We start from the raw sequence: 25059 nt of genomic DNA on the forward strand, positions 1-25059 counted from the left end.
CAGTCGCGATGAGCGTCTCCGAACCCTTCATCCGCCGTCCCATCGCGACCTCGCTGCTCGGCGTCGCCCTGCTGATCGGCGGCCTGCTCGGCTATCTCGCGCTGCCGGTCTCGGCGCTGCCGCAGGTCGACTTCCCGACTGTCCAGGTGACGACGCAACTGCCGGGCGCCAGCCCTGATGTGATCGCCTCGCTGATCACGGCCCCACTGGAGCGCCAGCTCGGCCAGATCCCGTCGTTGTCCGCGATGAACTCGACGAGCTCGTTCGGCGTCAGCCAGATCTCGCTGCAGTTCGATCTCGGACGCGACATCGACGGCGCCACGCAGGACGTCCAGGCGGCAATCAATGCCGCCGCCGGCGTCTTGCCAAAGTCGCTGCCCTATCCGCCGACCTACGCCAAGGTCAATCCGGCGGATGCCCCGGTCATGACGCTCGCGCTGACCTCGGACACGATCTCGCTACGCGCGATGAGCGACATGGCCGACACGATCCTGGCGCAGCGGCTGAGCCAGGTCTCCGGCGTCGGCCGCGTCTCGGTGCTCGGTGGACTGAAGCCCGCGGTGCGCGTGCAGGCCGACCTGGCGCGGCTCGCGGCCTATGGCATCTCGATAGAGGACCTGCGCGCCGCCATCGCAGGCGCCAACGTCTCCGGACCCAAGGGATCGCTGGACGGGGCGCAGCAGGCCTATCTGATCACGGCCAACGACCAGATCGGGGCCGCAGACGCTTACAAGCCGATCATCATCGCCTACCGCAACGGCTCGCCGGTCACGATCGCCGATGTCGCAACGATTCTCGATGGTCTGGAGAACGATCGGACCGGCGGCTGGTACCAGGGTGTCCCTGCGGTCATCCTCGACATCCAGCGCCAGCCGGGTGCCAACGTCATCGAGGTCGTCAAGCAGATCCGTGCCGAGATCCCGAAGCTGCAGCGCATGATTCCGGCCGGGGTGAAGCTCGCTATCGTCAGCGATCGTACCGTGACCATCCGCGCCTCGGTGCACGACGTGCAGTTCACGCTGCTGCTCAGCGTGGTGCTGGTGACGCTGGTCGTGCTGCTGTTCCTGCGCTCGTTGCGGGCCACGATCATCGCCGGCGTCGCGCTGCCGCTGTCGCTGATCACGAGCTTCGGCGTGATGTACTTCGCCGGCTTCAGCCTCGACAATCTCTCGCTGATGGCACTCACGATCGGCACCGGCTTCGTCGTCGACGACGCCATCGTGATGATCGAGAACATCGTGCGCCACATGGAGAATGGCGAGAGCGCGATGAACGCCTCGCTGCGAGGCGCGCGCGAGATCGGCTTCACTGTCATCTCGCTGACGGTATCGCTGATCGCAGTGTTCATTCCACTCTTGTTCATGTCCGGTCTGGTCGGCCGCATGTTTCGGGAATTTGCGCTGACGCTGACGATTGCAGTGGTGACATCGGCGGTGGTGTCGTTGACCTTGACGCCGATGATGTGCTCGCGGCTGTTGAAGCACGCCAGCGAGGAGTGGGTGCTGCCGGGGCTGAACGCCGTCAGCCGCTTCATCGACCGTACCGTGGCCGTCTATCATCGCAGCCTGCTGTGGGTGCTGGATCGCCAGACCGAGACGCTGGTCGTGACCTTCGCGACCTTGGCGGCGACCTTGGCGCTCTACGTCGTCGCGCCCAAGGGCTTTCTGCCGCTGCAGGATACCGGCTCGATCACTGCGGTGACCGAGGCCGGCCCCGACGTGTCGTTCGCCGAAATGACGAAACGCCAGGCGGACGTCGCCGCCGCGATCCAAGCTGACGCCGACGTCGTCGGCGTCGTCTCGGTGATCGGCGCCGGATCGGTCAACCCGACCACCAATGTCGGCCGTCTCGTCATGACCTTGAAGCCGCTCGGCGAGCGGCAAGATGGCGTCGCCGAGGTGATCGATCGGCTGAAGCAGAAGACCTCGGGCGTGCCCGGCATGACCGTGTACTTCCAGCCGGTCCAGGACGTGCAGATCTCGACCCAGGCGAGCCGCTCGCAATATCAGTACACGCTGACCGGCGCCGATGCCACCGAGGTGTCGAAATGGGCGAGGCAGCTTGTCGGAGAAATGCGCCGCGACCCTCTATTCCGCGACGCCTCCTCCGAAGCCCAGGAGGGCGGCCTGCGCGCGGAGCTGACCATTGACCGCCAGCGCGCCGGCCAGCTCGGCGTCAGTCTGCAGGGCGTCACCGACACGCTCAACGACGCCTTCGCGCAGCGGCAGATCTCGACGATCTATGGTCAGGCCAATCAGTACCGCGTCGTGCTGGAGGCGCTGCCGATGTATCAGCGCGATCCCTCGATCCTATCGAAGCTCTATCTGCCTGGCGCCGGCGGCCAAGTGCCGCTCTCGGCGGTGGCGAGCCTGAAGCGCACCACCGCGCCGCTCGCCATCTCGCACCAGGCGCAGTTTCCGGCGGTGTCGCTGAGCTTCAATCTCGCGCCCGGCGCGGCGCTGAGCGAGGCGGTCGAGGCGCTCCATGCGACCGAGAACCGCATCGGCATGCCCGGCAGCATCATCGGTGTCTATTCGGGCGATGCCGCCGAGTTCGCCAAGTCGCTGGCCGGCCAGCCCTGGTTGCTGCTGGCGGCCGTGGTCACGATCTACATCGTGCTCGGCGTGCTCTATGAGAGCTACATCCATCCGATCACCATCCTGTCGACGCTGCCCTCGGCGGGTGTCGGCGCCATTCTGGCGCTGATGCTGTTCGGCCAGGACCTGTCGGTGATCGGTCTGATCGGCATCATTCTGCTGATGGGCATCGTCAAGAAGAACGCGATCATGATGATCGACTTCGCGCTCGAAGCGGAGCGTCACGAAAACCGCACACCCTACGACGCGATCGTGCAGGCGTGTCTCCTGCGCTTTCGCCCGATCATGATGACGACCCTGGCCGCGCTGTTCGGCGCGCTGCCGCTGGCGATCGAGAGCGGCACCGGCTCGGAGCTGCGCTTTCCGCTCGGCATCTCCATCATCGGCGGCCTGCTGCTCAGCCAATTGCTGACGCTGTACACGACGCCGGTCATCTATCTCGCGCTCGACCGCATCAATCGTCGCTTCGAGCGCGCGCTGCCGCCGGCGCCGAACCTGCCGTCGCCGCCGATCGCAGGTGCGACCGAAGGCATCCAGTGATGGCCTCGATCTCCGAGCCGTTCATCCGCCGGCCGGTCGGCACCACGCTGCTCTCGATCGGCCTGTTCCTGGTCGGGATCGTCGCCTATATCTTCCTTCCCGTCGCGCCGGTGCCGAACGTCGATTTCCCCGCGATCTTCGTCAGCGCGTCGCGTCCGGGTGCGGACCCGTCCGTCATGGCGGGGACGGTCGCGGCGCCGTTGGAGCGGCGGCTCGGCGAGATCGCAGGTGTCGACCAGATCACATCGACGAGTTCGCTCGGCACCACCAACATCCAGATCCAATTCTCGATCGGCCGCGACATCGACAAGGCCGCGCGTGACGTCCAGGCGGCCATCAACGCCTCGCTGTCGGACCTTCCGAGCGACCTGCCGGCGCTGCCGCGCTTCCGCAAGGCGAACACGGCCGCGGCACCCGTATTCGTTCTGGCCCTGACCTCGAAGACGATGACGCCGAGCGCGATGTACGACGTCGCCGACACCGTTCTGGCGCAGCGTCTGTTCCAGGTGCCCGGCGTCGGCAATGTCACGGTCAGCGGCGCCGATCAACCCGCCGTGCGCATCGCGCTCAATCCGGTCTCGCTCGCCAATGCCGGGATTTCGACCGACGATGTCCGGACGGCGATCATCAATGCCAATCCGATCGGGCCGGTCGGCATCTTCGAGGGCGCGCGGCAGAGCGAGACCATTGCCATCAACCGGCAGATGCGCAGTGCGGCCGAATTCCGCGACATCCTGATCAAGAGCAGCAATGGCAGCTTCGTGCGGCTGTCGGATGTCGCCGACGTCGAGGATTCCGTACGCAACGTGCGTTCGATCGCCTGGTTCAACAAGCAGCCGGCGGTGCTGATCCAGATCGCGAAACAGGGCGACGCCAACGTGATCGAGACCGTCGACCGTGTGAAGGCGCTGATCCCCGAGCTCAAGCAATGGCTGCCGGCTGGCATCGAGATCGCCACTCTGGTCGATCGCACCGGGACCATTCGCGCCTCGGTCGAGGACATGCAGTGGACCTTGCTCGCGACCGCCGTGCTGGTGATGGTCGTCGTGTTCCTGTTCCTGCGCCGCCTGGTGCCGACGGTGGCGGCCGGCGTCTCGGTTCCGCTGGCGCTGGCCGGCACCTGCGCGGCGATGTGGCTCGCAGGCTTCTCGATCGACAATCTCTCGCTGATGGCGCTCGCGATCTCCGTCGGCTTCGTCGTCGACGACGCCATCGTCATGATCGAGAACATGTACCGCAATCTCGAGCATGGCCTGTCGCCGATGCGCGCCGCGCTCGATGGCGCCCGCCAGATCGGCTTTACCGTGTTGTCGATCAGCCTTTCCTTGATTGCAGCCTTCGTGCCCTTGATCTTCATGGACGGCGTCGTCGGCCGTCTCCTGCGTGAGTTCTCGCTGACGCTGACCTTCGCAATCGTTGTGTCGACATTGGTGTCGCTGACGGTGACGCCGATGATCTGCGCGCATTACATCAAGGAGACGCTGTCCGATCGTGCCACCTGGTTCGACCGTATTGTCGAAGGCGCGCTGTCCGGCATGGTCCGCTTCTATGCCTGGACGCTGCGCGGCGTGCTGGTTTATCCGTTCCTCACCTTGATCGTGTTCTTCGCCACCATCGCGCTCACGGTGACGCTCTACATCAAGGTGCCCAAGGGCTATTTCCCGACCGACGATTCCGGCTTCGTCATCGGTGCGACGCGCGCCTCGGCCGACATTTCGTTCCAGTCCATGCTGGGCCTGCAGCAGCGGCTCGCCGACATCGTGATGGCCGATCCCGCCGTGGCCGGGATCGGCTCGACGATCGGGGGCGGCGGCGGGCCGGGCGGCGCGACGTCCAACCGCGGCACCATGTTCATCAACCTCAAGCCTCCGGCGGAGCGCGAGGGCGTCTCGACTGAGCTCGTGATCAACCGTCTCAGGCGGAGCCTCGCGATGGTCCCCGGCATTCGGCTCTTCATGTTCGCCGCGCAGGACGTGCGCACCGGCGGTCGTCAGAGCGATTCCGACTACCAGTACACGTTGAGCAGCCCCGATCTCGACCTTCTGCAGAAATGGGCGCCGATCGTCGCCAAGCGCCTGGAGACGGTCGACGGCATCACCGACATTTCCAGCGACCGCGATCCCGGCGGGCTGCAGCTCGCGCTGCGGATCGACCGACAGAAGGCGGCGAGCCTCGGCGTCCGCGTCCAGGACATCGACAACGCGCTCAACAACGCCTTCGCGCAACGCCAGATCTCGATCGTCTACAGCCAGCGCAACCAGTACATGGTCGTGCTGGAGATCGACCCGAAATTCCAGACCGATCCCTCGAATCTCGACCGCATCTATGTGGCCGGGGCAGGGGACGCGCAGGTGCCGCTGTCGGCGCTGGTCAAGGCCGAGCGCGGCCTGTCACCGCTGGCGGTGTATCACTCACAATCGTTCCCTTCGACCACCGTGTCGTTCAACCTGCTGCCGGACGTGCCCTTGCAGACTGCGACCGCCAACATCCAGCGCGCCGTCGACGAGCTGCACATGCCGGAGGGCATCCGCGGCAGCTTCGACGGCAATGCCGGAGACTTCAACAAGAGCAGCGGCCGCCAGCCGCTCTTGATCCTGTTCGCCCTGGCCGCGATGTATATCGTGCTGGGCGTGCTCTATGAGAGCCTGGCGCATCCGCTGACCATCATCTCGACGCTACCGTCGGCGGGGCTCGGCGCGCTGCTCGCGCTGCAGATCACCAATACGCCGCTGACCGTGATCGCCTTCGTCGGCATCATCCTGCTGATCGGCATCGTCAAGAAGAACGGCATCATGCTGGTCGATTTCGCGCTCGAGGCCGAGCGCCAGCGCGGCATGTCCTCGGCCGACGCGATCTTCGAGGCCTGCCGGGTGCGCTTCCGTCCGATCCTGATGACGACGCTCGCCGCGCTGTTCGCCGGTCTGCCGCTGGTGATCGCGACCGGTCCCGGCACCGAGCTGCGCCGTCCCCTCGGCATCACCATCATCGGCGGGCTGCTGGTGTCGCAGATCCTCACCCTCTACACCACGCCGGTGATCTACCTGCTGATCGACCGGCTGCGCCGCCGGCCTGCGCCGGAGCCGCTTGCCGCGCCCGCCGAATGAGCCGTTGTGGCGCTGTCCGCGGGCGCGTATAGCCGCCGCATGCCAGAACCACACGACCATCCGCCGCTCGCCACCGAGGCGCCGCCCGATTGCCCGCGTTGCCAGAAGCCGCTGCCGCTGTGCATCTGCGACAGCGTCACACCGCTGGAAAGCCGGCTGGGGCTCCTGATCCTGCAGCACCCGCAGGAGCAGGATCGCGCCCTCGGCACCGCGCGGCTCGCCGCGCTGCACTTCAAGAACGCGGTGGTCAAGGTCGGGTTATCCTGGCCGAGCCTCGCCAAGGCACTGGGACGGCCGGTCGCCGATCCCGCGCGCTGGGCCATTCTCTATCTCGGCTCGGCGAAGGTGGCCGAGCTCGATCCCGAGAGCGAGGTGGTGGCGGTGACCCGCAAGGGTGAGGTGGCCGACAACCAGCACGCCATCCTCAAGTCGATCGAGGGCGTGATCCTGCTCGACGGCACCTGGAGCCAGGCCAAGGCGCTGTGGTGGCGCAATCCGTGGATGCTGAAGTGCCAGCGCGTGATCCTCGGGCCGCGGCAGCCGTCGCGCTACGGTCGGCTGCGCCGCGAACCGCGCCGCGACGGGCTGTCGACCATCGAGGCGGCCGGGATGCTGATGGCCGCGCTGGAACGGCGGCCTGAGATCGCGACGGCCCTCGACGCGAGCTTCGAGCGCATGCTTGCGCGGTATCGGGAGGTGGAGAAAGAGCATCCGGAGCTCACGCCCCGCCCAAAGGCCCGCAAGCCGGATTGGCGCAGCCGCAAACGGCGGGTTTAGGAACCAAGGGTACGCTTCTTGCATTGCAGCATGGAACGAGGATGAGAGCCATGCAGGAAGCAGAAAAGTCCAATGTGGTGCAGTTCCGGGATTACGCGCCCCGGCTGGCCGGCAGGTCCGGCTCGGATCGGACGGGCGTCTCGGCCGGTGAACGAGTGGCAATTCTGACCTGGCCGCGCGCGCAGGTCAGCTATCCCGGCGGCATCGACGATCTGCCCATCTAGGGCCGGTTCGCGGCCCCAATGGGTAGTCCAACCGCTTGATTTTGATTGAGTGGAGGCCACGACCAGAATTGAACTGGTGTAAACGGTTTTGCAGACCGCTGCGTAACCACTCCGCCACGTGGCCCCTGTGGGCGGAGCAATATAGGCAATCTCGCGCTTAGGCAACCACTCTCGTCGCGAGGCCGACTCCATCGATCCGGACCCTTAGCCAAGTGGAAGTTCGATGCCCCGAGCCGCGTTTCGAGCTGGTCGGCATCGGGCCACGGCAGCGCATAGGGGTGTTGTCGCGCCGCGCTCATCGCGACCCCGCTCCACATCTCGCGTGGTCGCAATTCCAGACGGCGCTGGCGACACCGTCGGTCCCGATCGCGAGGACCTTTCGCCGAACTGCAGCACCGGCAATGACGCGCAGCAGCGACGATAGTCGAAAACATCGTGGCGAATTCGCGCAACGCGCCTTGATTTTTTCAGGTTGTGTTGGTCTAATTATTCTATGTCAGGGTGTACTGCGGGGCGCCGGGCTGTAGAGCAGCACTCCCACGACTCACACACGACTTCACACGCAAAGATCTGTCATGGATGATCACCCGACGCGCCGCTCGGTGGTTTTCGGCACGCTTGCCGCATGCGCAACAGTCACCAGCGCAGCGGCCGATGACGACGATCCGCGCAAGGAGAAGCGGCCGCAAAAAGGCGACCTGATCGTGTTCTCGGAAGGGGAACGCGAAGGGCAGACGATCACGCCTGATGACTTGAAGATCGGCGAGCCACCGGTTCATGCGTGGCCGAAGGATCCTGCGAATGCGATCGTGCGTGACGGATCGCGATTGAACGAGGTGCTGCTCGTCAGGCTCGATCCAACCGAACTCGACGAAGACACGCGTCAGCGCGCGGCCGAGGGCATCGTCGCCTACTCGGCTATCTGCTCGCATGCGGGATGCCCGGTCACGGCCTGGATCAAGGCGACCGAGGGCAACGACGATGTCTTCAAATGCATGTGCCACAATTCCGAGTACGACCCGAGGCGCGGGGCGCAGGTCGTGTTCGGCCCCGCGCCGCGGCGGCTTGCCGCGCTTCCCCTCGTGATCAAGGACGGCGCGCTCATGATCGCTGCGCCCTTCATTGGAAGGGTAGGTGGCCAACAGGGCTGATGAGAATCCCATGTGCCGATCGGAACTCGCATCGTCTCGACACCCGTCACGACAACAAGTGAATCCAAAAACGAAGCAGGGGAGGTTTGTCCATGTCCATCACGTCCACCGCGATCAAGCAATGGCTGCTATCGAGCACCGTGGCGTTCACCTGTCTCGCCGCACCTGTAGCCGTGGCCGGCCCCATCGACAACTACAGTCCTGTCACGCCCGCACGGCTCGAAAATCCCGAGCCAGGCAATTGGATGCTCTATCGTCGGACCTATGATGGCCAAGGCTATAGTCCGCTCGACCAGATCAACACCACGAACGTCAAGGACATGGTGCCGGTCTGGACCTTTGCCACCGGCGTCGTCGAAGGGCACGAGGCGCCGCCTCTGGTCAACAACGGCGTCATGTTCATCACGACGCCGATGGGGCAGGTGATCGCGCTGAACGCAAAGACCGGCGACCAGTACTGGCGCTACAAGCGCGAGCTCCCCGAGGATCTGTTCCAGCTGCATCCGACCAATCGCGGCGTCGGCCTCTGGCAGGACAAGCTCTACCTCGCCACGACGGACGATCATCTGGTCGCGCTCGACGCCCAAACCGGCAAGGTGCTTTGGGACAAGAAGGTCCAGGACTACAAGAAGGGACAATATCTCACGCTGATGCCGCTCATCGTCGACGGCAAGGTGATGGTCGGCGGCTCCGGCGGCGAGTTCGGCGTCCGCGGTTATGTTGCCGCTTATGACGCCGAGGACGGCAAGGAGCTCTGGCGCACCTTCACGATTCCAGCCGAAGGCGAGGCCGGGCATGACACCTGGAGCGGCGACGACTGGAAGAACGGCGGCGGGTCCGCCTGGATGACAGGCACCTACGACAAGGACACCCAGACGGTGTATTGGGGCGTCGGCAACGCCGCGCCCTGGCCGGGGGGCTTGCACCCCGGCGACAATCTCTACACCAGCTCGGTGATCGCGCTGGATCCTGCGACCGGAAAGGTCAAGACACATTTCCAGTATCACCAGAACGACTCGTGGGACTGGGATGAGGTCGACGCACCGATGCTGGTCGACCTGCAGCGCGACGGCCGCAGCTTCAAGAGCCTGATCCATCCCGGACGCGACGCCATCTTTTGGGTGCTCGAGCGCACGCCGGAGCGCATCAACTACGTCAACGGCTGGAACTTCGTCCACACCGATGTCTGGAAGGGGATCGAGCCCGAGACGGGACGGCCGATCGTCGATCCCGCGCACAAGCCGACGCTCGGCAAGCGGGTGGACTTCTGTCCCTCGTTGTGGGGCGGCAAGGACTGGCCGTCCGCGGCCTACAGCCAGAAGACGCGCTTCGTCTACGTGCCGGCGAACGAGAATTTCTGCGGCGGCTTCACCGGGGAAAAGCTGTCGCTCGTTCCCGGCCAGCTCTGGCTCGGCACCAAGGCCGAGGACATCGGGCTCACGGTGCGGCCCGGTGCCGACCATTTCGGGGAGCTGCAGGCCTGGGATCCAGCGACAGGCAAGAAGGTCTGGTCGCACAATTTCCCGAAATCCCAGCTGTTCGGGTCGGTGACCGCGACGGCGGGCGATCTCGTCCTGGTCGGCGGCACCAATGACCGGATGTTCCGGGCTTTCCATGCCAACACCGGCGAACTGCTGTGGGAGCAGAAGACGAATTCGGGCATCATGGGCATGCCGGTCGCCTATGAGGTCGATGGCACCCAGTACATCGCCGTGCAGTCCGGCTGGGGCGTCGACGCGCAGCGCATCCAGGATGCGCTCTCGAAAGGCAACATCGGTCTCGAAGACAACGTCCCGCAAGGCGGCGTCGTCTGGGCGTTCGCAGTCAGGAAGTAGCGCCGGTGATCTGAATGGCGGCGGCCTCGGCCGTCGCCATTCCAGGAAACGAAGACCGCAGTAGTGTTCCGGCCAAGACGTGCCGATCGCCTGGCCTGCATGGCGACAGAAGATCGCGCGTCAGCAGGCCGCGAACCAGCCGTCTGGAAACGGGATCAGCGGCCAGGCGCCCTGGTTGTCGTTGGCTGCCGTGGGGAAATGCAGGATCGAAAACAAGCGGGCCATGGAATCGGTCTCGGTCTCGGGCGCAATAGCCGTTCTCACAACGTCCATCAACAACTCGTATTCGGCTTCGCTCATCTTGCCCTCGCGCAAACTGCGAGCCACGATGGCAAAATTCCACTTTGTTCAAATTGAGCGGATCGCTCAAATTCTAACGATCGGGCGCAAAGGACCTAATCGTTACCGGTGCCCGTTGTTCCAAAAGGTAGCGCGGTCCGCGCTGTTCCGGTGTGAACAGGCTCACACCCCTCGAGACTTCTCGTCTTCCCTTGACCCGTCTCCCTGAGCGCCAGGTGATGTCGTACAGCGACGACGAGCCGGTCTGCAGCCGACCGTGAGCAAGAGATCGACGCGCCTGCCGCGAGTCGCAGGCTGCTTCTCCGGCAAAGGTCGAAGAGGCGATCGGCTCCCGGCTCGACGCGTGCGACCGAATCGCTGGCGGTCAGACCGCGACGGCGAGAGGTTCGGTGTCCTGCGCCAGAATGTCACGCATCAGCTGCGACAGGTCTTTCGGCTTGAACGGCTTCGCCAAACGATGAAGGCCGACCACTCTGGCCGAGGGGCCGAGCAAATCAGCCGTCCCGCGTCCTGATTCCAGCACCATTCCCGACATCATCACGATGGGCATCGTGGGCCGAGCCGCGCGTGCAGCCCGGATCACGTCGTTGCCGTCCATGTCGGCCAGGTTGAGATCGATCAGAGCCGCGGCGAAGTCACCGCGGGTCACCGCATCCATCGCCAGCCGACCGTCGGTGACGGCAGTGACCGCGTAGCCCTCGCGAACCAGAAGGTGCTGGATGACACAGCAAACGCCGACTTCGTCATCAACGACCAGGATGTTCATCATGAGGCCTTCCTGACAGATGTGGACGAGGAGCCACGTGCCGCGCCTCGGTCAGAAGTCGTTGACGCACCTCGATCGCACGATCGACCGCTTCGAGCAGATCGCGGATGTCGAACGGCTTCTGCAACGCTGCCGTCGCTCCGAGCTTGATTGCCATACCGAGGAAGTCCGGAGCGCCCTGTTTCTTGTCGGTGAATGCGTAGCCGGAGATCGCGATGAACGGCACCGTGGGATCGATCTTGATGAGCTCACGAATGGTTGCGATCCCATCCATACCCGGCATGAACATGTCGATCACGACGGCATCGAAGGACACGCTGCCGATCAATCGAATGCCGGTCGGACCGTCCGGCGCGAGAAACACGCAGAATCGCTTCTTCTTCAATGATGCTTCCAGCGCAGCGCGCGTAGGATAGTCATCGTCAATAATGAGGACAGTAGGCATGGGCCACCTCAGTATCAGCGGGACTGAAGGACTCTCACGCTACAAGGACAATGGGTTGAAGCTCGAAAATGACAAAGTGGTTAACACTGAATTAGTTGTTACGATTCTGCAACGAGGAGTTTTACGGAACTTCCCGGCCGCGGGCCGGCGCATGTTGTGCACTAAGCGACGAAGATGGAACCATGCTTTCCGGACCAATCGCTTCGGCAGTTTGGAGAAGCTCAGCCCGGCTTGAGCAAGGCGATGGCGACCAGCCCGGCTGCGATCAGTGCGGCGCAGCAGAGCCGCCGCGGCGTCGCATGCTCCTTCAAGAACAGCACGCCGATCAGCGTCGCAAACAAGACGCTGCATTCGCGGAAGGCCACCACATTGGCGATCGGATTGCGGCTCAAGGCCCAAAGGAATACCACGAATGACGCCAGCCCCAGGGTTCCTGCGATCAGCACCGGAATCCAGGCGTCGCGGATCTCCCACACCAGCGCAGGCCCTCGCAGCATCATCGCGACGAGGAAGAACGCGACACTTTCGAGCACGATCATCCAGACCGTGAACGAAGCCCAGCCTTCGATCTGCCGGGTGCCTGCCGCATCGACGACCGAATAGCCCGCGACCAGTGCGGCGGCGCAGATCGCAGCCCAGAACGCACGGCGATCGACGGGACCGTGGATGCGGTCGCGCGTCAGGCCGGTGATGCCGAGGACGATGACGGCAATCCCGATCAACTGCCCGCTCCGTGGCGGTTGCTGTAGACCCAGCGAGGCAAACAGCGTTGCGAACAGCGGAACGGCGCCGCGCGCGATCGGGTAGGAGCGTCCAAGCTCGGCCGAGCGGTAGGCCGTTGCGAGGCTCGCCTTGTAGCCTGCGTGCAAGACGAGCGAAGCGAGGATGAGCGGCCAGGTCGTGGGGGCCGGAACGGGAACGAGAAACATGAAGGGCAGGATCAGGACGCTGCTCACCAGCCCCATGCCAGCCAGGAGAGAGAGGCTGCTGCCGGTCTTGACGATGGCATGCCAAGTCGCGTGAAGCAGACCGGCCATCAGCATGAGGCTTGCGGCGACAGGATCCAACGTCTTGTGTCCGGATCAGCTCTCGGGCCGCCAGCTCGCGGCAGCGAAGTAGGGGACGGGGTCGTGCTGGAGCGCCTGCCGCGAGATGATTCGGCTCGATGGCGACACCGCAAGCTGTTCCCATTCCGCGCGATCGACAAATCGCAGGCTCGCCATCTCCTCGCCGTCGGGCGCAAGCGCGCCGCCTTCGATGACGGCCTCGAACGCGATGACCGTATAGTAGGTCAGATCACCGTTGGGATAGCGGATGAGGAACTCCGGGCCGCCGAACACCCCGAGCAGACGTTTTGGCCGGACCACCAGTCCGGTCTCCTCGAAGCATTCGCGGGTGGCCGCGTCGGCTGGGTGCTCATTCGGATCGATGGCGCCGCCAGGCAACGTCCAGAGGCCCGTCTCCGCGTCGCGTCCGAGCAGAATGCGGCCCTGGTCGTCGAACACGGAGATGGAAACTGCCGTGGTCGCCAACAGATCATGGCCGATCTTGCTGCGGACGGCTCTCAGATGATCGGAAATCGGCATCGCTGGTCGCCACTTGCAAGAGATCCGTCCCGCTTGCCCGACGCCCCATGCGCCGTCAAGGCGGACAGCCACGCCGCCCAGCCAGATGACGGTCAGGAGGCGCGCGTTCGCCGCGAATCGGCGGGTGCCCAGCGTCACAAGCAAAGAGGGAATGTGAGGATAAAGAACCATTCGGCTTGGCCAGAATGGCTCCCCGGGCTGGATTCGAACCAGCGACCATTCGATTAACAGTCGAATGCTCTACCGCTGAGCTACCGAGGAACAGGCGAAGCGATGTTCGCGAATGCGGCTGCGTATAACAAAGCCGTTTCGCCTTGCATAGAACGAAATCGCATCTTTGCGACGATTGCGGGTTCAGGAATAAAATACCGAAGTTTCAGATGGTTAGATTGATTTTGAACGCTTGCTGGGCAGCGGTCGCCCACAGTTCGATGACAGGAAATTCACTTGGAGGGGAGCAAACCGGCCCCGATAGTTTGCTGGAACCGGCCAGTGCCCGCGGTCATGGAGTGTCGTAGATGCCAAACACCGTCATCCCATTCGCTGAAGCAGTCTCCGCGCCCTCGTTGATTCCCGACCAGGTCGAGCGTCTCAGCGACGACGAATGCCTCACGCGGCTGGCCGACATGGTGACGCGCGGTGATTCCGAACATATTGACGAGATCGTGCAGTTGCTCGGACGACTCGCCGTGGTGATCGAGTAGCCGGCGACCGCCCTCGCAGACGCGGCTTCCCAGCGGATCCGTTCAAACCCGCATGTTGCCTTTTCGGGGACCTTGTACCAAAAGATTGCGCAGATCGTCCGCGGTCCATCCACTTTGTTTGCAGGTCTGCTCATGTCTTCATTCGCGACGGCGCGCCAGAAAATGGTCGATGGTCAGGTTCGGACCAGCGACGTCACCGATCACCGCGTGCTGGATGCGTTGTTGACCGTGCCGCGGGAAGCCTACGTTCCCGCAGATCGGCAGGCGTTGGCCTATCTCGACTTGGATCTCGACGTCTCCGAATCCGCTTCTGCCAAGCGGTATCTGATCAAGCCGATGCTGACCGGAAAGCTGCTGCAGGCTGCCGAGATCAAGCCAACCGACAGCGTGCTCGTGGTTGGATGTGCGACGGGCTATCTCGCCGCGCTGGCCGCCCGACTCGCGGGCAGCGTGACGGCGACCGAGGTCGACTCTGCGGTCGAAGGGCGCGCCAAGCAGCTGCTTGCCGGCGTCGATGGCTGCCCGGTCACGATTCGGGTCGCGCCGGCCGCGCAGGGCGATCCGGCGGACGGCCGCTTCGACGTGATTCTCCTCAATGGGGCCACCGAGGTCCCTGTCGACGGTCTTTGCCGTCAATTGAAGGAGGGCGGCCGCCTGGTCGGTGTCTTCGCCACCGTACGTCCCGCCCGCGCCATGATCTTTACGCGATCGCATGGTGATATCGGCAGCAGGGTCCTGTTCGATGCCGCGGCACCGGTCATTCCCGGTCTCGAACAGCTCCCGGAATTCGTGTTTTAAATCGCCCAACGAAGTTCTTCGCGGCTTCTCTGAACTGGCGGGCCATCCCGTGGCGAGCAGGGTTTGCTGCGTCGTTTTCGCGCCCTCTGGCGGGCGAAATTCTGTTTTAAATCAGAAGTGTGGCCTGGATGCTGCACGTTGACAGTTTTCGGCACAGGTTCCAGGCTTGGGTAGTTCCGTTGCGCTTGCATGGGGAATAAGGTGCGAGGTGCGCGGGAGTCTCTTCAACAGGTTACGGCCCGGCTCTGGCGTTCGAGCCGGTAACAAATGAATGGAACAGGGATGTTTGGGGTGAAGCTCGTCACCGCAGCGGCGGCTGCGGTCCTCGTGATGGCTTGTGCGGGCCCGGCGCCTGCGCTCGCCGACACGATCGAGGCTGCGCTGGTGCGTGCCTATCAGAACAACCCGCAACTGAACGCGTCGCGGGCTCAGGCTCGTGCGGTCGACGAAGGCGTTCCGCAGGCACTCTCGGGGTATCGGCCGAAGGTCAGTCTGAATGCGACGGCGGGCATTCAGTATACGGATTTGCAGGCGGCACCCGCGACGCCGGCCGCGCACGGCGTGCAGAGGCCGCGAAGCGTCGGCCTGACGGTCAACCAAACTCTCTACAACGGTCAGCAGACGGCAAACGGCGTGCGCAAGGCCGAGGCGAACGTCTCGGCGCAACGCGAGGCTCTCCGCATTCTTGAGCAGCAGGTGCTGCTAGCGGCGGCCACGATCTATATGGACTATCTGCGCGATGCGGCGATCGTCGAGGTCCAGCGCAGCAACACGCGGGTGCTGGAGCAGACGCTCAAGCAGACCCGCGATCGGTTCAACGTCGGCGAGGTCACCCGCACCGACGTCGCACAATCCGAGGCTCAGCTCGCCGCCGGCCGCACGCAGCAGCTCACAGCAGAGGCCCAACTAACGGCGACCCGCTCGAACTTCCGCCGAATCATCGGCAACGATCCCCAAAACTTGGCGCCGGGCTCTCCTGTCGACCGTTACTTGCCGCCGACCCTCCAGCAGTCGGTCGAAACGGCCCTGACGGAAAACCCGAGCGTGACCTCGGCGATGTATGGCATCGACGTCCAGTATCTTGACACGAAGATCAAGGAAGGTGCGCTGCTGCCGACCGTAAACGTCCAGGCTCAGGCTCAGCAGGGCTATGAGTCGAGCCTGCAATCCTATCGTGGGTTCAGCGCGTCGGCTGTCGCCTCGCTGAACGTCCCAATCTACAACGGAGGGGCGGAATATTCACTGATCCGGCAGTCCAAGGAGTCGCTGGCGCAGCAGCGTCTGGTCCTGGAGCAGACCCGCGATCAGGCTCGCTCCGACGTGGTATCTGCCTGGGGCAAGCTGCTTGCGGGCAAGGCACAGGTGCAGTCGGCACAGGCCCAGGTCTCAGCCTCCGAGATCGCCCTCAATGGTGTCCGCGAAGAGGCCAAGGCCGGGCAGCGCACCACCCTCGACGTGCTCAACGCTCAGCAGGCGCTGGTCAACGCGCGGAATTCGCTGGTGAACGCCCAGCATGACCGCGTGGTGGCATCCTATACGGTGCTTCAGACCGTGGGGCGGCTGTCACCGCAGGTGCTGAACCTGCCGACCACCACCTACGATCCCAGCGTGCACTACCAGCAGGTCCGGGATAACTGGGCGGGTGTACGGACGCCGGATGGTCATTAGTACATTCTTAATATCGACCCTGATCCCTCGGTCCTTGGCCGGGGGATTTTTTTGTGGCACATGCTGTGGTTGTGACGAATGGGCGACGCTTGATGGGCGACTTTCGTGCTCCACCGGGTTCGCGGCCAGCGTTGCTTGCATTCATTTGTTGCCATGACATAGCCTCAAAATGGCCGCCGAACGATTCGGACTGCGTCGGAAGTTCTTCCAAGAATAGACTCCGACATGGGCAGTATCGTTCTGTTGTTTTGCATCGATCAGGCCTTGTCCGGAGACAAGTTGGCATGTCCGTTGAGAAGTCCAAGCCACTTGGGGCCGGCGCCCGGGACTTTTGCGCTGAGCCGGTTCGTACGGCAGCGTTGCTGATTTGGAGTCGGAAATGACGCAGCCTGCGAAGGTCCAAGAACCCTCCATGGAGGAGATTCTGGCGTCGATCCGGCGTATCATTGCCGACGACGAGGGTAAGCCGCCGGCGGCAGACAAGGCCGCCGCGCCGGAGCCGGTCAAGGCCGAGAAGCCGGCGGCCCCGGCAGCGAAGTCGGCGATGAACGACATCCCGCCTTCGAAGATCGCCGCTGCGGCTCCCGCCAAGCCCGCACCTCCGCCTCCCGCACCGCCGCCGCCAGCGCCTGCGGCCGCCGCGAGCAACAACCAGGACGACATTGACGCATTGCTGGCGGGTTTGGATGAAACGACTCCAGTCGCAGAGGCTCGGCCGGTAGCACCCGAGCCCGATCCCGAACCTGAAGTACTCGAGTTGACGGACGACATGGCAGTGGCCCCACCGACTCCCGCTCCAGCGCCAGCCCCCGCCGCGGCATCCTTCCGAAAGGTGGATCCGCGGGACGATATCGAGTTCATCGAGGCCGGGCGGCTCAATCAGAAGGCTGCCAGCTTCGAGTCCGCGTTCGAGCAAGTCACGCCGAAGCAGCCGATCCTGGCCCCATCGACGGTGAACGCCGTCGAATCGGCGTTCAACGCGCTGGCCAATACGGTGCTGAGCAACAACGCCCGGACGCTTGAGGACCTCGTCAAGGAGATGCTGCGTCCGATGCTGAAATCGTGGCTGGATGACAATCTTCCGGCCCTGGTGGAGCGCATCGTCAAGGCGGAGATCGAGCGCGTCTCGCGCGGCCGCTGACGCCAAGACGGCACGATCTCCCGTTCCGTTCTGGAGTGAGCCGCGACGGGCGGTAGACGCTATCCGTCAATGTTCGCCGCTGCTGTTGACTTGGCGCGCCGCGGCGGCTTTCTAGCCCTGTCAAGCTGATCCCTGCCGGACGGATCGAGAGGGCTCTTCCGGGAGCGCGGTCCGCGGTCGGACATCAGTCCGAAAACAGCCCAAGCACCAACAGCTTGCGCGAGCTTTTTCAGGTCGTGTCACAAAAGGCCCGGACGAGTTCCGCGACATCCCGAATTGGACAGCCGGCCCCGCGCCGCTGGAAATGCCATGATCGATAAGAATTATCAGCCCACCGATCTCGAAGGTCGCATGTCCCTGGTCTGGGAGGATGCCCGCGCGTTCTCCGCCGGTCGCCCCGATCGGCGCAATGCGGATCCCTTCACCATCGTGATCCCGCCGCCGAACGTGACCGGCTCGCTGCACATGGGGCACGCGCTCAACAACACGCTGCAGGACATCCTGTGCCGTTTCGAGCGCATGCGCGGCCGCGACGTGCTGTGGCAGCCGGGCACCGACCATGCGGGCATCGCGACCCAGATGGTGGTCGAGCGTCAGCTGATGGAGCGCCAGCAGCCCGGCCGCCGCGAGATGGGCCGCGAAAAGTTTCTCGCGCGCGTCTGGCAGTGGAAGGACGAGAGCGGCGGCACCATCATCAACCAGCTCAAGCGCCTCGGCGCCTCCTGCGACTGGGGCCGCGAGCGCTTCACCATGGACGAGGGCCTGTCCAAGGCCGTCGTGAAGGTGTTCGTCGAGCTGCACCGCGCCGGCCTGATCTACAAGGACAAACGGCTGGTCAACTGGGACCCGAAGCTCCTGACCGCGATCTCCGACCTCGAGGTGCAGCAGATCGAGGTCAAGGGCAATCTCTGGTACCTGCGCTATCCGATCGAGGGCACGACGTTCAGCCCCGAGGATCCCACGAGCTTCATCGTGGTCGCCACCACGCGTCCCGAGACCATGCTCGGCGACAGCGCGGTCGCGGTGCATCCGGACGACGAACGCTATCAGCATCTCGTCGGCAAGCGCGTGATCCTGCCGCTGGTCGGGCGTGAGATCCCGATCGTCGCCGATACCTATTCCGATCCTGAGAAGGGCACCGGCGCGGTCAAGATCACGCCGGCGCACGACTTCAACGACTTCGAGGTCGGCCGCCGCCACGGCCTGCCGCAGATCAGCATTCTCGATCGTGAAGGCTGCATCGCCCTGGTCGACAACGAGGACTATCTGCGCGGTTTGCCTGAGGGCTCCGAGGAGTTTGCCAGGGAGTTCCACGGCATCGAGCGTTTTGCTGCGCGCAAGAAGATCCTGGAGCGGCTGGAGTCCTTCGGCTTCCTCGAGCGCGTCGAGCCGAACACGCACATGGTGCCGCATGGCGACCGCTCCGGTGTCGTCATCGAGCCGTACCTCACGGACCAGTGGTACGTCGACGCAAAGACCCTGGCGCAGCCGGCGATCGCAGCCGTCAGGTCGGGCGCGACGACGTTCGTGCCGCGCAACTGGGAGAAGACCTATTTCGACTGGATGGAGAACATCCAGCCCTGGTGCATTTCGCGCCAGCTGTGGTGGGGCCACCAGATCCCGGCCTGGTACGGGCCCGACGGCAAGGTGTTCGTCGCCGAGACCGAGGAAGAGGCGGTGTCCAACGCACTCGGCTACTACGTCGAGCAGGAGGTCATCACGGCCGAGCAGGGGCGGGAGATGGCGCTCGACCGCAACAAGCGCGACGGCTTCATCACACGTGACGAGGACGTGCTCGACACCTGGTTCTCCTCGGCGCTGTGGCCGTTCTCGACGCTCGGCTGGCCCGACGCCACGCCGGAGGTGAAGCGCTACTACCCGACCAACGTGCTGGTCACCGGCTTCGACATCATCTTCTTCTGGGTCGCCCGCATGATGATGATGGGCATCCATTTCATGAAGGAGGTGCCGTTCTCGACCGTCTACATCCATGCGCTCGTCCGCGACGAGAAGGGCGCCAAGATGTCGAAGTCGAAAGGCAACGTCATCGATCCGCTCGCGCTGATCGACGAGCACGGCGCCGACGCGCTGCGCTTCACGCTGGCCGCGATGGCGGCGCAGGGCCGCGACATCAAGCTGTCGACCCAGCGCGTCGACGGCTACCGCAAGTTCGCCAACAAGCTCTGGAACGCCAGCCGTTTCGCCGAGATGAACGGCTGCACGGTGCCGGCCGGCTTCGATCCGGCCTCCGCCAAGGAGACGCTGAACCGCTGGATCGCCCACGAGGCCGCCGCCGCGACGCGCGAGGTCACCGAGGCGCTGGAGGCGTATCGCTTCAACGACGCGGCCAATGCGATCTACCGCTTCGTCTGGGATGTCTATTGCGACTGGTATGTCGAGCTCTCCAAGCCGACGTTGCTCGGCGAGGACGGCCCGGCCAAAGCCGAGACCCGTGCCATGGTCGCCTGGGCGCGCGACGAGATCCTCAAGCTCCTGCATCCCTTCATGCCCTTCATCACCGAGGCGCTGTGGGAGTCGACCGCCAAGCGCGACAGTCTGCTGACCCTGTCGCCCTGGCCACACCGCACCGACAGGCCGACGGTCGCCGAGATCGCCGCGCTGTCGGCCGCCAGCTTCGGCGATCCCCTGGTGCCGCCGCTGCTGGTCTCGTTCGACGCCGCCAGCTTCAAGGACGAGGCGGCCGAGGCCGAGATCGGCTGGGTGGTCGATCTCGTCACGTCCATCCGCTCGGTCCGCGCCGAGATGAACATCCCGCCGGCGACTCTGATGACGCTCGCGCTCGTCGGTGCCTCCGCCGAGACGAGGGAGCGCGCGCCGCGCTGGAGCGAGGTGATCAAGCGCCTTGCGCGTCTCTCCGACATCTCCTTCGCCGATACGGCGCCCGAAGGCTCCGCCCAGCTCGTCGTGCGCGGCGAGGTCGCGGCGCTGCCGCTCAAGGGCGTGGTCGATCTCGCCGCCGAGCGCACCCGCCTGGGCAAGGAGATCGCCAAGGCCGAGGCCGACATCGAGCGCGTCGACAAGAAGCTCGGCAACGAGAAGTTCGTCGCCAACGCGCCCGAGGAACTCGTCGAGGAGGAGAAGGAGAAGCGCGAGGCGGCACTGGCCCGCAAGGCCAAGTTCCAGGACGCGTTGTCGCGGCTTCAGGGCGCGTGACGTAGTCCTCTCTCCTTCGTCATTCCGGGGCGATGCGAAGCATCGAACCCGGAATCTCGAGATTCCGGGTCTGGTCCCTTGGGCCATCCCGGAATGACTGCCATGGGCTTAGCGCGCGAACGGCTTGCTCAAAAACCGCGAGCCCTTCAGTCCGAACCGCCAGGGCAGCTCGACGGCCTTGGTGATGCCGATGCGGACGCCGGTGACGACCTCTACATCCTCAGGCCGGGCGAACAGCTCGATCGGTAGAGCATCCAGCGCCAGGCCATTATGCGCGATCGTGATCCCCATCGCCTCGGTCAGCTTGCCCGGCCCCGAGCACAGTGTCCTGACATCCTCCAGCCCGCGCCGCTGCCGCATCTCGTCGATCCCGAACGTCGGCTCGATCGCCCGGATCAGGACCGCGCTCGCCGAGCCCTCCACCTCGCAGACAAAGTTCATGCACCAGTGAATGCCGTAGGAGCGGTAGACATAGGCGAAACCGGGCGGGCCGAACATCACCTGGTTGCGCGGCGTCGGGCCCCGGAACGAATGCGCCGCCGGGTCGGTGTGATGATAGGCCTCGACCTCGACGATGGTTCCGCCGACGCCGTCGACCAGAAAGGTCGCCCCGATCAGCTCCGGCGCCACCTCCAGCACCTCGCGGGCGAAGAACGCCCGCGTCAGCCGTTTGGCCGCGCCATGCCGCCGGGGCCGTGAAACCCCGGGGGCTTTTGCCGGTTTTTGCGCCATTCTGGAGAAAATCCGCCTCGATCAGCGCTGTTCCGCGCTGCCCATATCTGCCATGCCCTGGTATCCTCGGCCAGCCGGTTGCGGCGCGCCGCGGCACGGAATAGCTAGGGCGCAACAGAGGTTTGTGCGAATCCCATGGTCACCATCGTCGACACGCTCTCGAACACGCCGCTGCGCCCGCGCCACCCCGAAAAAGCGAACCGGCCGGACTCGATCTCGCCGGCCAAGCCTGCCTGGATCCGGGTCAAGGCGCCGACCACCCGCGGCTATGCCGACACCCGCAACATCGTGCGCGAGAACGGCCTCGTCACCGTCTGCGAGGAGGCCGGCTGCCCGAACATCGGCGAGTGCTGGGACAAGAAGCACGCCACCTTCATGATCATGGGCGACACCTGCACGCGGGCCTGCGCCTTCTGCAACGTCAAGACCGGCCTGCCTCAGGCGCTCGACGCCGGCGAGCCCGAGCATGTGGCGGAGGCGACCTTCAAGCTCGGCCTGGCCCATGTCGTCGTCACCTCGGTCGACCGCGACGATCTCGCCGACGGCGGAGCCGGCCATATCGCCGCGACCATCCGTGCCATCCGCGCGAAATGTCCGACCACGACGATCGAGGTGCTGACGCCCGACTTCCTGCGCAAGGACGGCGCGCTTGAGCAGGTCGTCGCCGCCAAGCCCGACGTCTTCAACCACAATCTCGAGACCGTGCCGTCGCGCTACCTCTCGGTCCGTCCCGGCGCGCGCTACTTTCACTCGATCCGGCTGCTGCAGCGGGTCAAGGAGATCGATCCGACCATCTTCACCAAGTCCGGCATCATGGTCGGCCTGGGCGAGGAGCGCCACGAGGTGCTGCAGGTGATGGACGACCTGCGCTCGGCGGAGGTCGATTTCCTCACCATCGGCCAGTATCTGCAGCCGACCAGGAAGCACCACGCCGTGATGCGCTTCGTCACGCCGGAGGAATTCTCCGGCTACGAGACCGTCGCCTATACCAAGGGCTTCCTGATGGTGTCGGCGAGCCCGCTCACGCGCTCCTCGCACCATGCCGGCGAGGACTTCGCCAAGCTGAAGGCCGCGCGCGCCGCCATCGCGCGCTGATCGAGACCAGATGCCGAGATTTTCCAACAAGCGCCGCGTCGCGCATACGGCCGAGCAGATGTTCGACCTCGTCGCCGATGTCGAGCGCTATCCCGAATTCGTGCCGCTGTGCGAGAAGCTGGTGGTGCGCCAGCGTAGCCAGAAGCCCGATGGCACCGAGGTCGTCGTCGCCGACATGACGGTCTCGTTCAAGCTCGTGAAGGAGACCTTCACCAGCCGGGTTACGCTAGATCGGGCCAAGCGCAACATCCTGGTCGAGTATGTCAGCGGGCCGTTCTCCAGCCTGGAAAACCGCTGGAGCTTCGAGCCGCGCGAGCAGGGCGCCTGCGAGGTGACGTTCTTCATCGCCTACGAGTTCAAGAGCCGCATGCTGGCGATGCTGATGGGCTCGATGTTCGACACCATCTTCGCGCGCATGTCGGCGGCGTTCGAGAAGCGCGCGGATGCGATCTACGGCCGCAAGCCGGCGGTGTCGTCGACGTAAGTCCTTGCCAATCCCTGCCGATGGTAGACCACGGCCGGCGCCCCAACCTCAGCTGTCATCCCCGCGAACCATAGCCGCCGCGGAGTATGGGTCCCGGGTCGGCGCCTCCGCGACGCTGCGCGCCGCTCTGGCTTGCCCGGGACGACAGCGAAGGGTGAGGACGCTCCTCGTCATCTCACCCCGCGCGTTCCGAGTGCGAAGCCCGAGCGCTTTCCTTCCTATCCACGTCTTCAAACAGCTGCTCCGCGACATCGTCGCGGAGTCGTTCTGATCGCGGACACGTCGCGCCGGCGATCGAAACTACGCCGCCTGCACGGCGCTCAAAAAGTCCTTCACCTTGCCGCGCAGCTCGTCCGCGTGCTTGGCGAGCTGGCCGGCCGCGCCCAGCATCTGCCGCGCGGCGCCGCCAGCTGATTCCACGGTCTGGCTGACCGAGCCGATGTTGGTGGCGACCTCGCGGGTGCCGCTGGCGGCCTGGCTGACCGAGCGGGCGATCTCCTGCGTCGCGTGGCCCTGCTGGTCGACCGCGGTCGCAATGGTCTTGGCGATCTCGCTGATCTGGCCGATGGTGCCGCCGATGCCCTGGATCGCAGCCACCGTGTCGCTGGTGGCGCGCTGCATCGCGCTGATGTGCGCGCTGATCTCGTCGGTCGCCTTGGCGGTCTGGCTCGACAGGCTCTTCACCTCCGAGGCCACGACGGCGAAGCCGCGGCCGGCATCGCCGGCGCGCGCCGCCTCGATGGTCGCGTTCAGCGCCAGCAGGTTGGTCTGGCTCGCGATCGCGTTGATCATGTCGGTGACCGCGCCGATCTTGGCGGCCGCGTCCGCCAGGCTGTTGACGAGATCGTTGGTGCGCGAGGACGCCTCGACCGCCTCGGCTGCGATGGTTGAGGAGGTCGCGACCTGGCGGTTGATCTCGCTGACCGAGGTCGAGAGCTCCTCGGTGGCGCCGGCCACCGACTGCACGTTGGACGATGCGGAGTTCGACGCCGACGCGACCAGCGCCACGCGTTGCGCGGCCTGATCCGCCGTGGTCGTCAGCGACGCGGCCGTCGTCTCGACTTCGCGCGAGGCGCCGGAGATCGCATTGGCGATGGCGCCGACGCTGGTCTCGAAATCCTTGGCGATCTGGTCCAGCGCGCGCTTCTTCTCCTCGCGTGCGGCGACGAGGTCGGAAAGATCGCGGCGGAAGCTCATGACGTAGGTCTGGCCCTCGACCTGGGTCGGCACCAGCGTGATCTGCACCAGGGCCGGGCTGCCGTCGGCGCGCTTGGTGGTCCACTCGAACGTCGCGTGGCCCTCGCGCCTGGCCTTGGCATCCATCTCCTTCACCACGTCGGCGGAGCGCTTGCCACTGGGCTGAAACTCCGGCGCCATGGTCGCCGGCGAACGCGACAGCAAGTCCTGCTTGCTGCGGAAGCCGCCGAAGCGAACCGCGGTCTCGTTGCAGGCGATGATCTTGCCGTCGGACATCACCAGGATGGCGTCGCGATGGCGTTCGAACAGCTCCGTCATCAGGAGGTTATGCGTGCGATCAGCCGACTTGCCGGAGAAGAAAGCCATGGGGTCCCGAATCCACTGTCAGAGAAGAATGCACGAGACGTAGCAGGACAAAATTAACCAAAACCTTTAGGCCGTGGAGGGGCGAGCGATAATGGTCGGCGATCGCGGTCCGGACGGTGAGGGACGGCATCCAGCGGGCACGCAGCCGCATCCTCCGCGGCGCAATCACGCCCGGGCTGTGCATCTCGATCGACCCTCTGAAATCACGAGGGCGCAGGGAATGCCGGGTGCTGGCCGCAACCCATGGCCCGCCTGCAACAAAAAGCAGGCGGCAGTCACCACAGGTCCAGCCGACATCCGGCATTCCCTGCGCGATGGTCTTCACGTTTATACGCAGTCTCCCCGGGGACCGGGCTGTCTTGCCCCCGTGACCGG

The 25059-nt window shown here is 64.9% G+C and carries 21 protein-coding genes and 2 tRNA genes; 13 read left to right on the forward strand and 10 right to left on the reverse strand.

From position 1 onward, the window contains the following. The first annotated feature begins 8 nt into the window (after nucleotides 1-8). The 4 genes from QX121_RS01560 to QX121_RS01575 are packed head-to-tail and all read left to right on the forward strand — an operon-like array spanning nucleotide 9 to nucleotide 7242. Nucleotides 9-3137: an efflux RND transporter permease subunit gene (locus QX121_RS01560; protein ID WP_315810990.1), complete on the forward strand. Its 3129-nt coding sequence runs from the start codon at nucleotides 9-11 to the stop codon at nucleotides 3135-3137. Then, nucleotides 3137-6241, forward strand: a complete 3105-nt coding sequence (locus QX121_RS01565; RefSeq protein WP_315780003.1) for an efflux RND transporter permease subunit — start codon at nucleotides 3137-3139, stop codon at nucleotides 6239-6241. Before QX121_RS01560 ends, QX121_RS01565 begins: the two co-directional genes overlap by 1 nt. A gap of 39 nt (nucleotides 6242-6280) precedes the next feature. Continuing rightward, nucleotides 6281-7018 carry a tRNA-uridine aminocarboxypropyltransferase gene (locus tag QX121_RS01570; RefSeq protein ID WP_315774818.1) on the forward strand — a complete coding sequence of 246 codons (738 nt, stop codon included), beginning with the start codon at nucleotides 6281-6283 and terminating at the stop codon, nucleotides 7016-7018. Nucleotides 7019-7068: 50 nt separating this feature from the next. Then, nucleotides 7069-7242 carry a hypothetical protein gene (locus tag QX121_RS01575; protein WP_315779999.1) on the forward strand — a complete coding sequence of 58 codons (174 nt, stop codon included), beginning with the start codon at nucleotides 7069-7071 and terminating at the stop codon, nucleotides 7240-7242. 50 nt (nucleotides 7243-7292) lie between these two features. On the opposite strand, the gene QX121_RS01580 is transcribed toward QX121_RS01575, so the two are convergent. Further along, nucleotides 7293-7366 (reverse strand) — tRNA-Cys (locus QX121_RS01580). A 451-nt stretch (nucleotides 7367-7817) separates the two neighbouring features. Between QX121_RS01580 and QX121_RS01585 the strand changes: the two genes are divergently transcribed. Both QX121_RS01585 and QX121_RS01590 read left to right on the forward strand, forming a co-directional pair. Further along, on the forward strand, nucleotides 7818-8393 hold the full coding sequence (locus QX121_RS01585; protein WP_315797446.1) for a ubiquinol-cytochrome c reductase iron-sulfur subunit: 576 nt from the start codon (nucleotides 7818-7820) through the stop codon (nucleotides 8391-8393). A 92-nt stretch (nucleotides 8394-8485) separates the two neighbouring features. Beyond that, complete coding sequence (locus QX121_RS01590) at nucleotides 8486-10228, forward strand: methanol/ethanol family PQQ-dependent dehydrogenase (protein ID WP_315810991.1); 1743 nt, start codon at nucleotides 8486-8488, stop codon at nucleotides 10226-10228. Between the two features lie 120 nt (nucleotides 10229-10348). Here the strand turns inward: QX121_RS01590 and QX121_RS01595 are convergent, their stop codons facing one another. From QX121_RS01595 to QX121_RS01620, 6 genes are all read right to left on the reverse strand, one after another. After that, the gene (locus tag QX121_RS01595; protein ID WP_315711867.1) at nucleotides 10349-10528 is read right to left on the reverse strand and encodes a hypothetical protein; all 180 of its coding nucleotides are present in this window, start codon (nucleotides 10526-10528) and stop codon (nucleotides 10349-10351) included. Nucleotides 10529-10892: 364 nt separating this feature from the next. Beyond that, nucleotides 10893-11297 (reverse strand): response regulator, encoded by a 405-nt coding sequence (locus QX121_RS01600; RefSeq protein ID WP_315797444.1) that lies wholly within the window; start codon nucleotides 11295-11297, stop codon nucleotides 10893-10895. Beyond that, on the reverse strand, nucleotides 11275-11739 hold the full coding sequence (locus QX121_RS01605) for a response regulator (protein WP_315810992.1): 465 nt from the start codon (nucleotides 11737-11739) through the stop codon (nucleotides 11275-11277). Before QX121_RS01605 ends, QX121_RS01600 begins: the two co-directional genes overlap by 23 nt. A 221-nt stretch (nucleotides 11740-11960) precedes the next feature. Then, on the reverse strand, nucleotides 11961-12806 hold the full coding sequence (locus tag QX121_RS01610) for a GRP family sugar transporter (protein WP_315810993.1): 846 nt from the start codon (nucleotides 12804-12806) through the stop codon (nucleotides 11961-11963). Nucleotides 12807-12821: 15 nt separating this feature from the next. Beyond that, on the reverse strand, nucleotides 12822-13463 hold the full coding sequence (locus QX121_RS01615; protein ID WP_315811129.1) for an NUDIX hydrolase: 642 nt from the start codon (nucleotides 13461-13463) through the stop codon (nucleotides 12822-12824). Nucleotides 13464-13511: 48 nt separating this feature from the next. Continuing rightward, nucleotides 13512-13586: transfer RNA gene (locus QX121_RS01620), tRNA-Asn, on the reverse strand. A 257-nt stretch (nucleotides 13587-13843) separates the two neighbouring features. Here QX121_RS01620 and QX121_RS01625 point away from each other — a divergent pair. From QX121_RS01625 to QX121_RS01645, 5 genes are all read left to right on the forward strand, one after another. After that, complete coding sequence (locus tag QX121_RS01625) at nucleotides 13844-14029, forward strand: hypothetical protein (protein WP_315774806.1); 186 nt, start codon at nucleotides 13844-13846, stop codon at nucleotides 14027-14029. A gap of 132 nt (nucleotides 14030-14161) precedes the next feature. Continuing rightward, the gene (locus tag QX121_RS01630) at nucleotides 14162-14827 is read left to right on the forward strand and encodes a protein-L-isoaspartate O-methyltransferase family protein (RefSeq protein WP_315810994.1); all 666 of its coding nucleotides are present in this window, start codon (nucleotides 14162-14164) and stop codon (nucleotides 14825-14827) included. A 282-nt stretch (nucleotides 14828-15109) separates the two neighbouring features. Further along, nucleotides 15110-16495, forward strand: a complete 1386-nt coding sequence (locus QX121_RS01635) for a TolC family outer membrane protein (protein ID WP_315810995.1) — start codon at nucleotides 15110-15112, stop codon at nucleotides 16493-16495. A gap of 379 nt (nucleotides 16496-16874) precedes the next feature. After that, nucleotides 16875-17636 carry a DUF2497 domain-containing protein gene (locus QX121_RS01640; protein WP_315810996.1) on the forward strand — a complete coding sequence of 254 codons (762 nt, stop codon included), beginning with the start codon at nucleotides 16875-16877 and terminating at the stop codon, nucleotides 17634-17636. 309 nt (nucleotides 17637-17945) lie between these two features. After that, the gene (locus tag QX121_RS01645; RefSeq protein ID WP_315810997.1) at nucleotides 17946-20810 is read left to right on the forward strand and encodes a valine--tRNA ligase; all 2865 of its coding nucleotides are present in this window, start codon (nucleotides 17946-17948) and stop codon (nucleotides 20808-20810) included. 108 nt (nucleotides 20811-20918) lie between these two features. Here QX121_RS01645 and QX121_RS01650 read toward each other — a convergent pair whose 3' ends face one another. Beyond that, nucleotides 20919-21542 carry a DNA-3-methyladenine glycosylase gene (locus QX121_RS01650; RefSeq protein WP_315810998.1) on the reverse strand — a complete coding sequence of 208 codons (624 nt, stop codon included), beginning with the start codon at nucleotides 21540-21542 and terminating at the stop codon, nucleotides 20919-20921. A 135-nt stretch (nucleotides 21543-21677) separates the two neighbouring features. On the opposite strand from QX121_RS01650, the gene lipA reads away from it, so the two are divergent. Next, the gene (gene lipA / locus QX121_RS01655; protein WP_315770755.1) at nucleotides 21678-22637 is read left to right on the forward strand and encodes a lipoyl synthase; all 960 of its coding nucleotides are present in this window, start codon (nucleotides 21678-21680) and stop codon (nucleotides 22635-22637) included. 10 nt (nucleotides 22638-22647) lie between these two features. Continuing rightward, nucleotides 22648-23121 carry a type II toxin-antitoxin system RatA family toxin gene (locus tag QX121_RS01660; protein WP_315738024.1) on the forward strand — a complete coding sequence of 158 codons (474 nt, stop codon included), beginning with the start codon at nucleotides 22648-22650 and terminating at the stop codon, nucleotides 23119-23121. 300 nt (nucleotides 23122-23421) lie between these two features. On the opposite strand, the gene QX121_RS01665 is transcribed toward QX121_RS01660, so the two are convergent. Together QX121_RS01665 and QX121_RS01670 are read right to left on the reverse strand one after the other, a co-directional pair. Continuing rightward, complete coding sequence (locus QX121_RS01665; RefSeq protein ID WP_315738023.1) at nucleotides 23422-24684, reverse strand: methyl-accepting chemotaxis protein; 1263 nt, start codon at nucleotides 24682-24684, stop codon at nucleotides 23422-23424. Then, the gene (locus QX121_RS01670) at nucleotides 24656-25009 is read right to left on the reverse strand and encodes a hypothetical protein (RefSeq protein ID WP_315810999.1); all 354 of its coding nucleotides are present in this window, start codon (nucleotides 25007-25009) and stop codon (nucleotides 24656-24658) included. The genes QX121_RS01665 and QX121_RS01670 overlap by 29 nt, the downstream gene beginning before the upstream one ends. Nucleotides 25010-25059: the final 50 nt, after the last annotated feature.

The sequence above is a fragment of the Bradyrhizobium sp. SZCCHNR2028 genome, from assembly GCF_032380995.1.
In the GTDB taxonomy this organism is placed as follows: domain Bacteria; phylum Pseudomonadota; class Alphaproteobacteria; order Rhizobiales; family Xanthobacteraceae; genus Bradyrhizobium.

Coding starts and splice junctions, on each gene's coding strand:
- QX121_RS01560 (WP_315810990.1), top strand. CDS start 9: ATGAGCGTCTCCGAACCCTTCATCCGCCGTCCCATCGCGACCTCGCTG.
- QX121_RS01640 (WP_315810996.1), top strand. CDS start 16,875: ATGACGCAGCCTGCGAAGGTCCAAGAACCCTCCATGGAGGAGATTCTG.
- QX121_RS01585 (WP_315797446.1), top strand. CDS start 7,818: ATGGATGATCACCCGACGCGCCGCTCGGTGGTTTTCGGCACGCTTGCC.
- QX121_RS01635 (WP_315810995.1), top strand. CDS start 15,110: ATGTTTGGGGTGAAGCTCGTCACCGCAGCGGCGGCTGCGGTCCTCGTG.
- QX121_RS01575 (WP_315779999.1), top strand. CDS start 7,069: ATGCAGGAAGCAGAAAAGTCCAATGTGGTGCAGTTCCGGGATTACGCG.
- QX121_RS01625 (WP_315774806.1), top strand. CDS start 13,844: ATGCCAAACACCGTCATCCCATTCGCTGAAGCAGTCTCCGCGCCCTCG.
- QX121_RS01600 (WP_315797444.1), bottom strand. CDS start 11,297: ATGATGAACATCCTGGTCGTTGATGACGAAGTCGGCGTTTGCTGTGTC.
- QX121_RS01605 (WP_315810992.1), bottom strand. CDS start 11,739: ATGCCTACTGTCCTCATTATTGACGATGACTATCCTACGCGCGCTGCG.
- QX121_RS01665 (WP_315738023.1), bottom strand. CDS start 24,684: ATGGCTTTCTTCTCCGGCAAGTCGGCTGATCGCACGCATAACCTCCTG.
- QX121_RS01590 (WP_315810991.1), top strand. CDS start 8,486: ATGTCCATCACGTCCACCGCGATCAAGCAATGGCTGCTATCGAGCACC.
- QX121_RS01570 (WP_315774818.1), top strand. CDS start 6,281: ATGCCAGAACCACACGACCATCCGCCGCTCGCCACCGAGGCGCCGCCC.
- QX121_RS01650 (WP_315810998.1), bottom strand. CDS start 21,542: ATGGCGCAAAAACCGGCAAAAGCCCCCGGGGTTTCACGGCCCCGGCGG.
- QX121_RS01660 (WP_315738024.1), top strand. CDS start 22,648: ATGCCGAGATTTTCCAACAAGCGCCGCGTCGCGCATACGGCCGAGCAG.
- QX121_RS01565 (WP_315780003.1), top strand. CDS start 3,137: ATGGCCTCGATCTCCGAGCCGTTCATCCGCCGGCCGGTCGGCACCACG.
- QX121_RS01595 (WP_315711867.1), bottom strand. CDS start 10,528: ATGAGCGAAGCCGAATACGAGTTGTTGATGGACGTTGTGAGAACGGCT.
- lipA (WP_315770755.1), top strand. CDS start 21,678: ATGGTCACCATCGTCGACACGCTCTCGAACACGCCGCTGCGCCCGCGC.
- QX121_RS01630 (WP_315810994.1), top strand. CDS start 14,162: ATGTCTTCATTCGCGACGGCGCGCCAGAAAATGGTCGATGGTCAGGTT.
- QX121_RS01645 (WP_315810997.1), top strand. CDS start 17,946: ATGATCGATAAGAATTATCAGCCCACCGATCTCGAAGGTCGCATGTCC.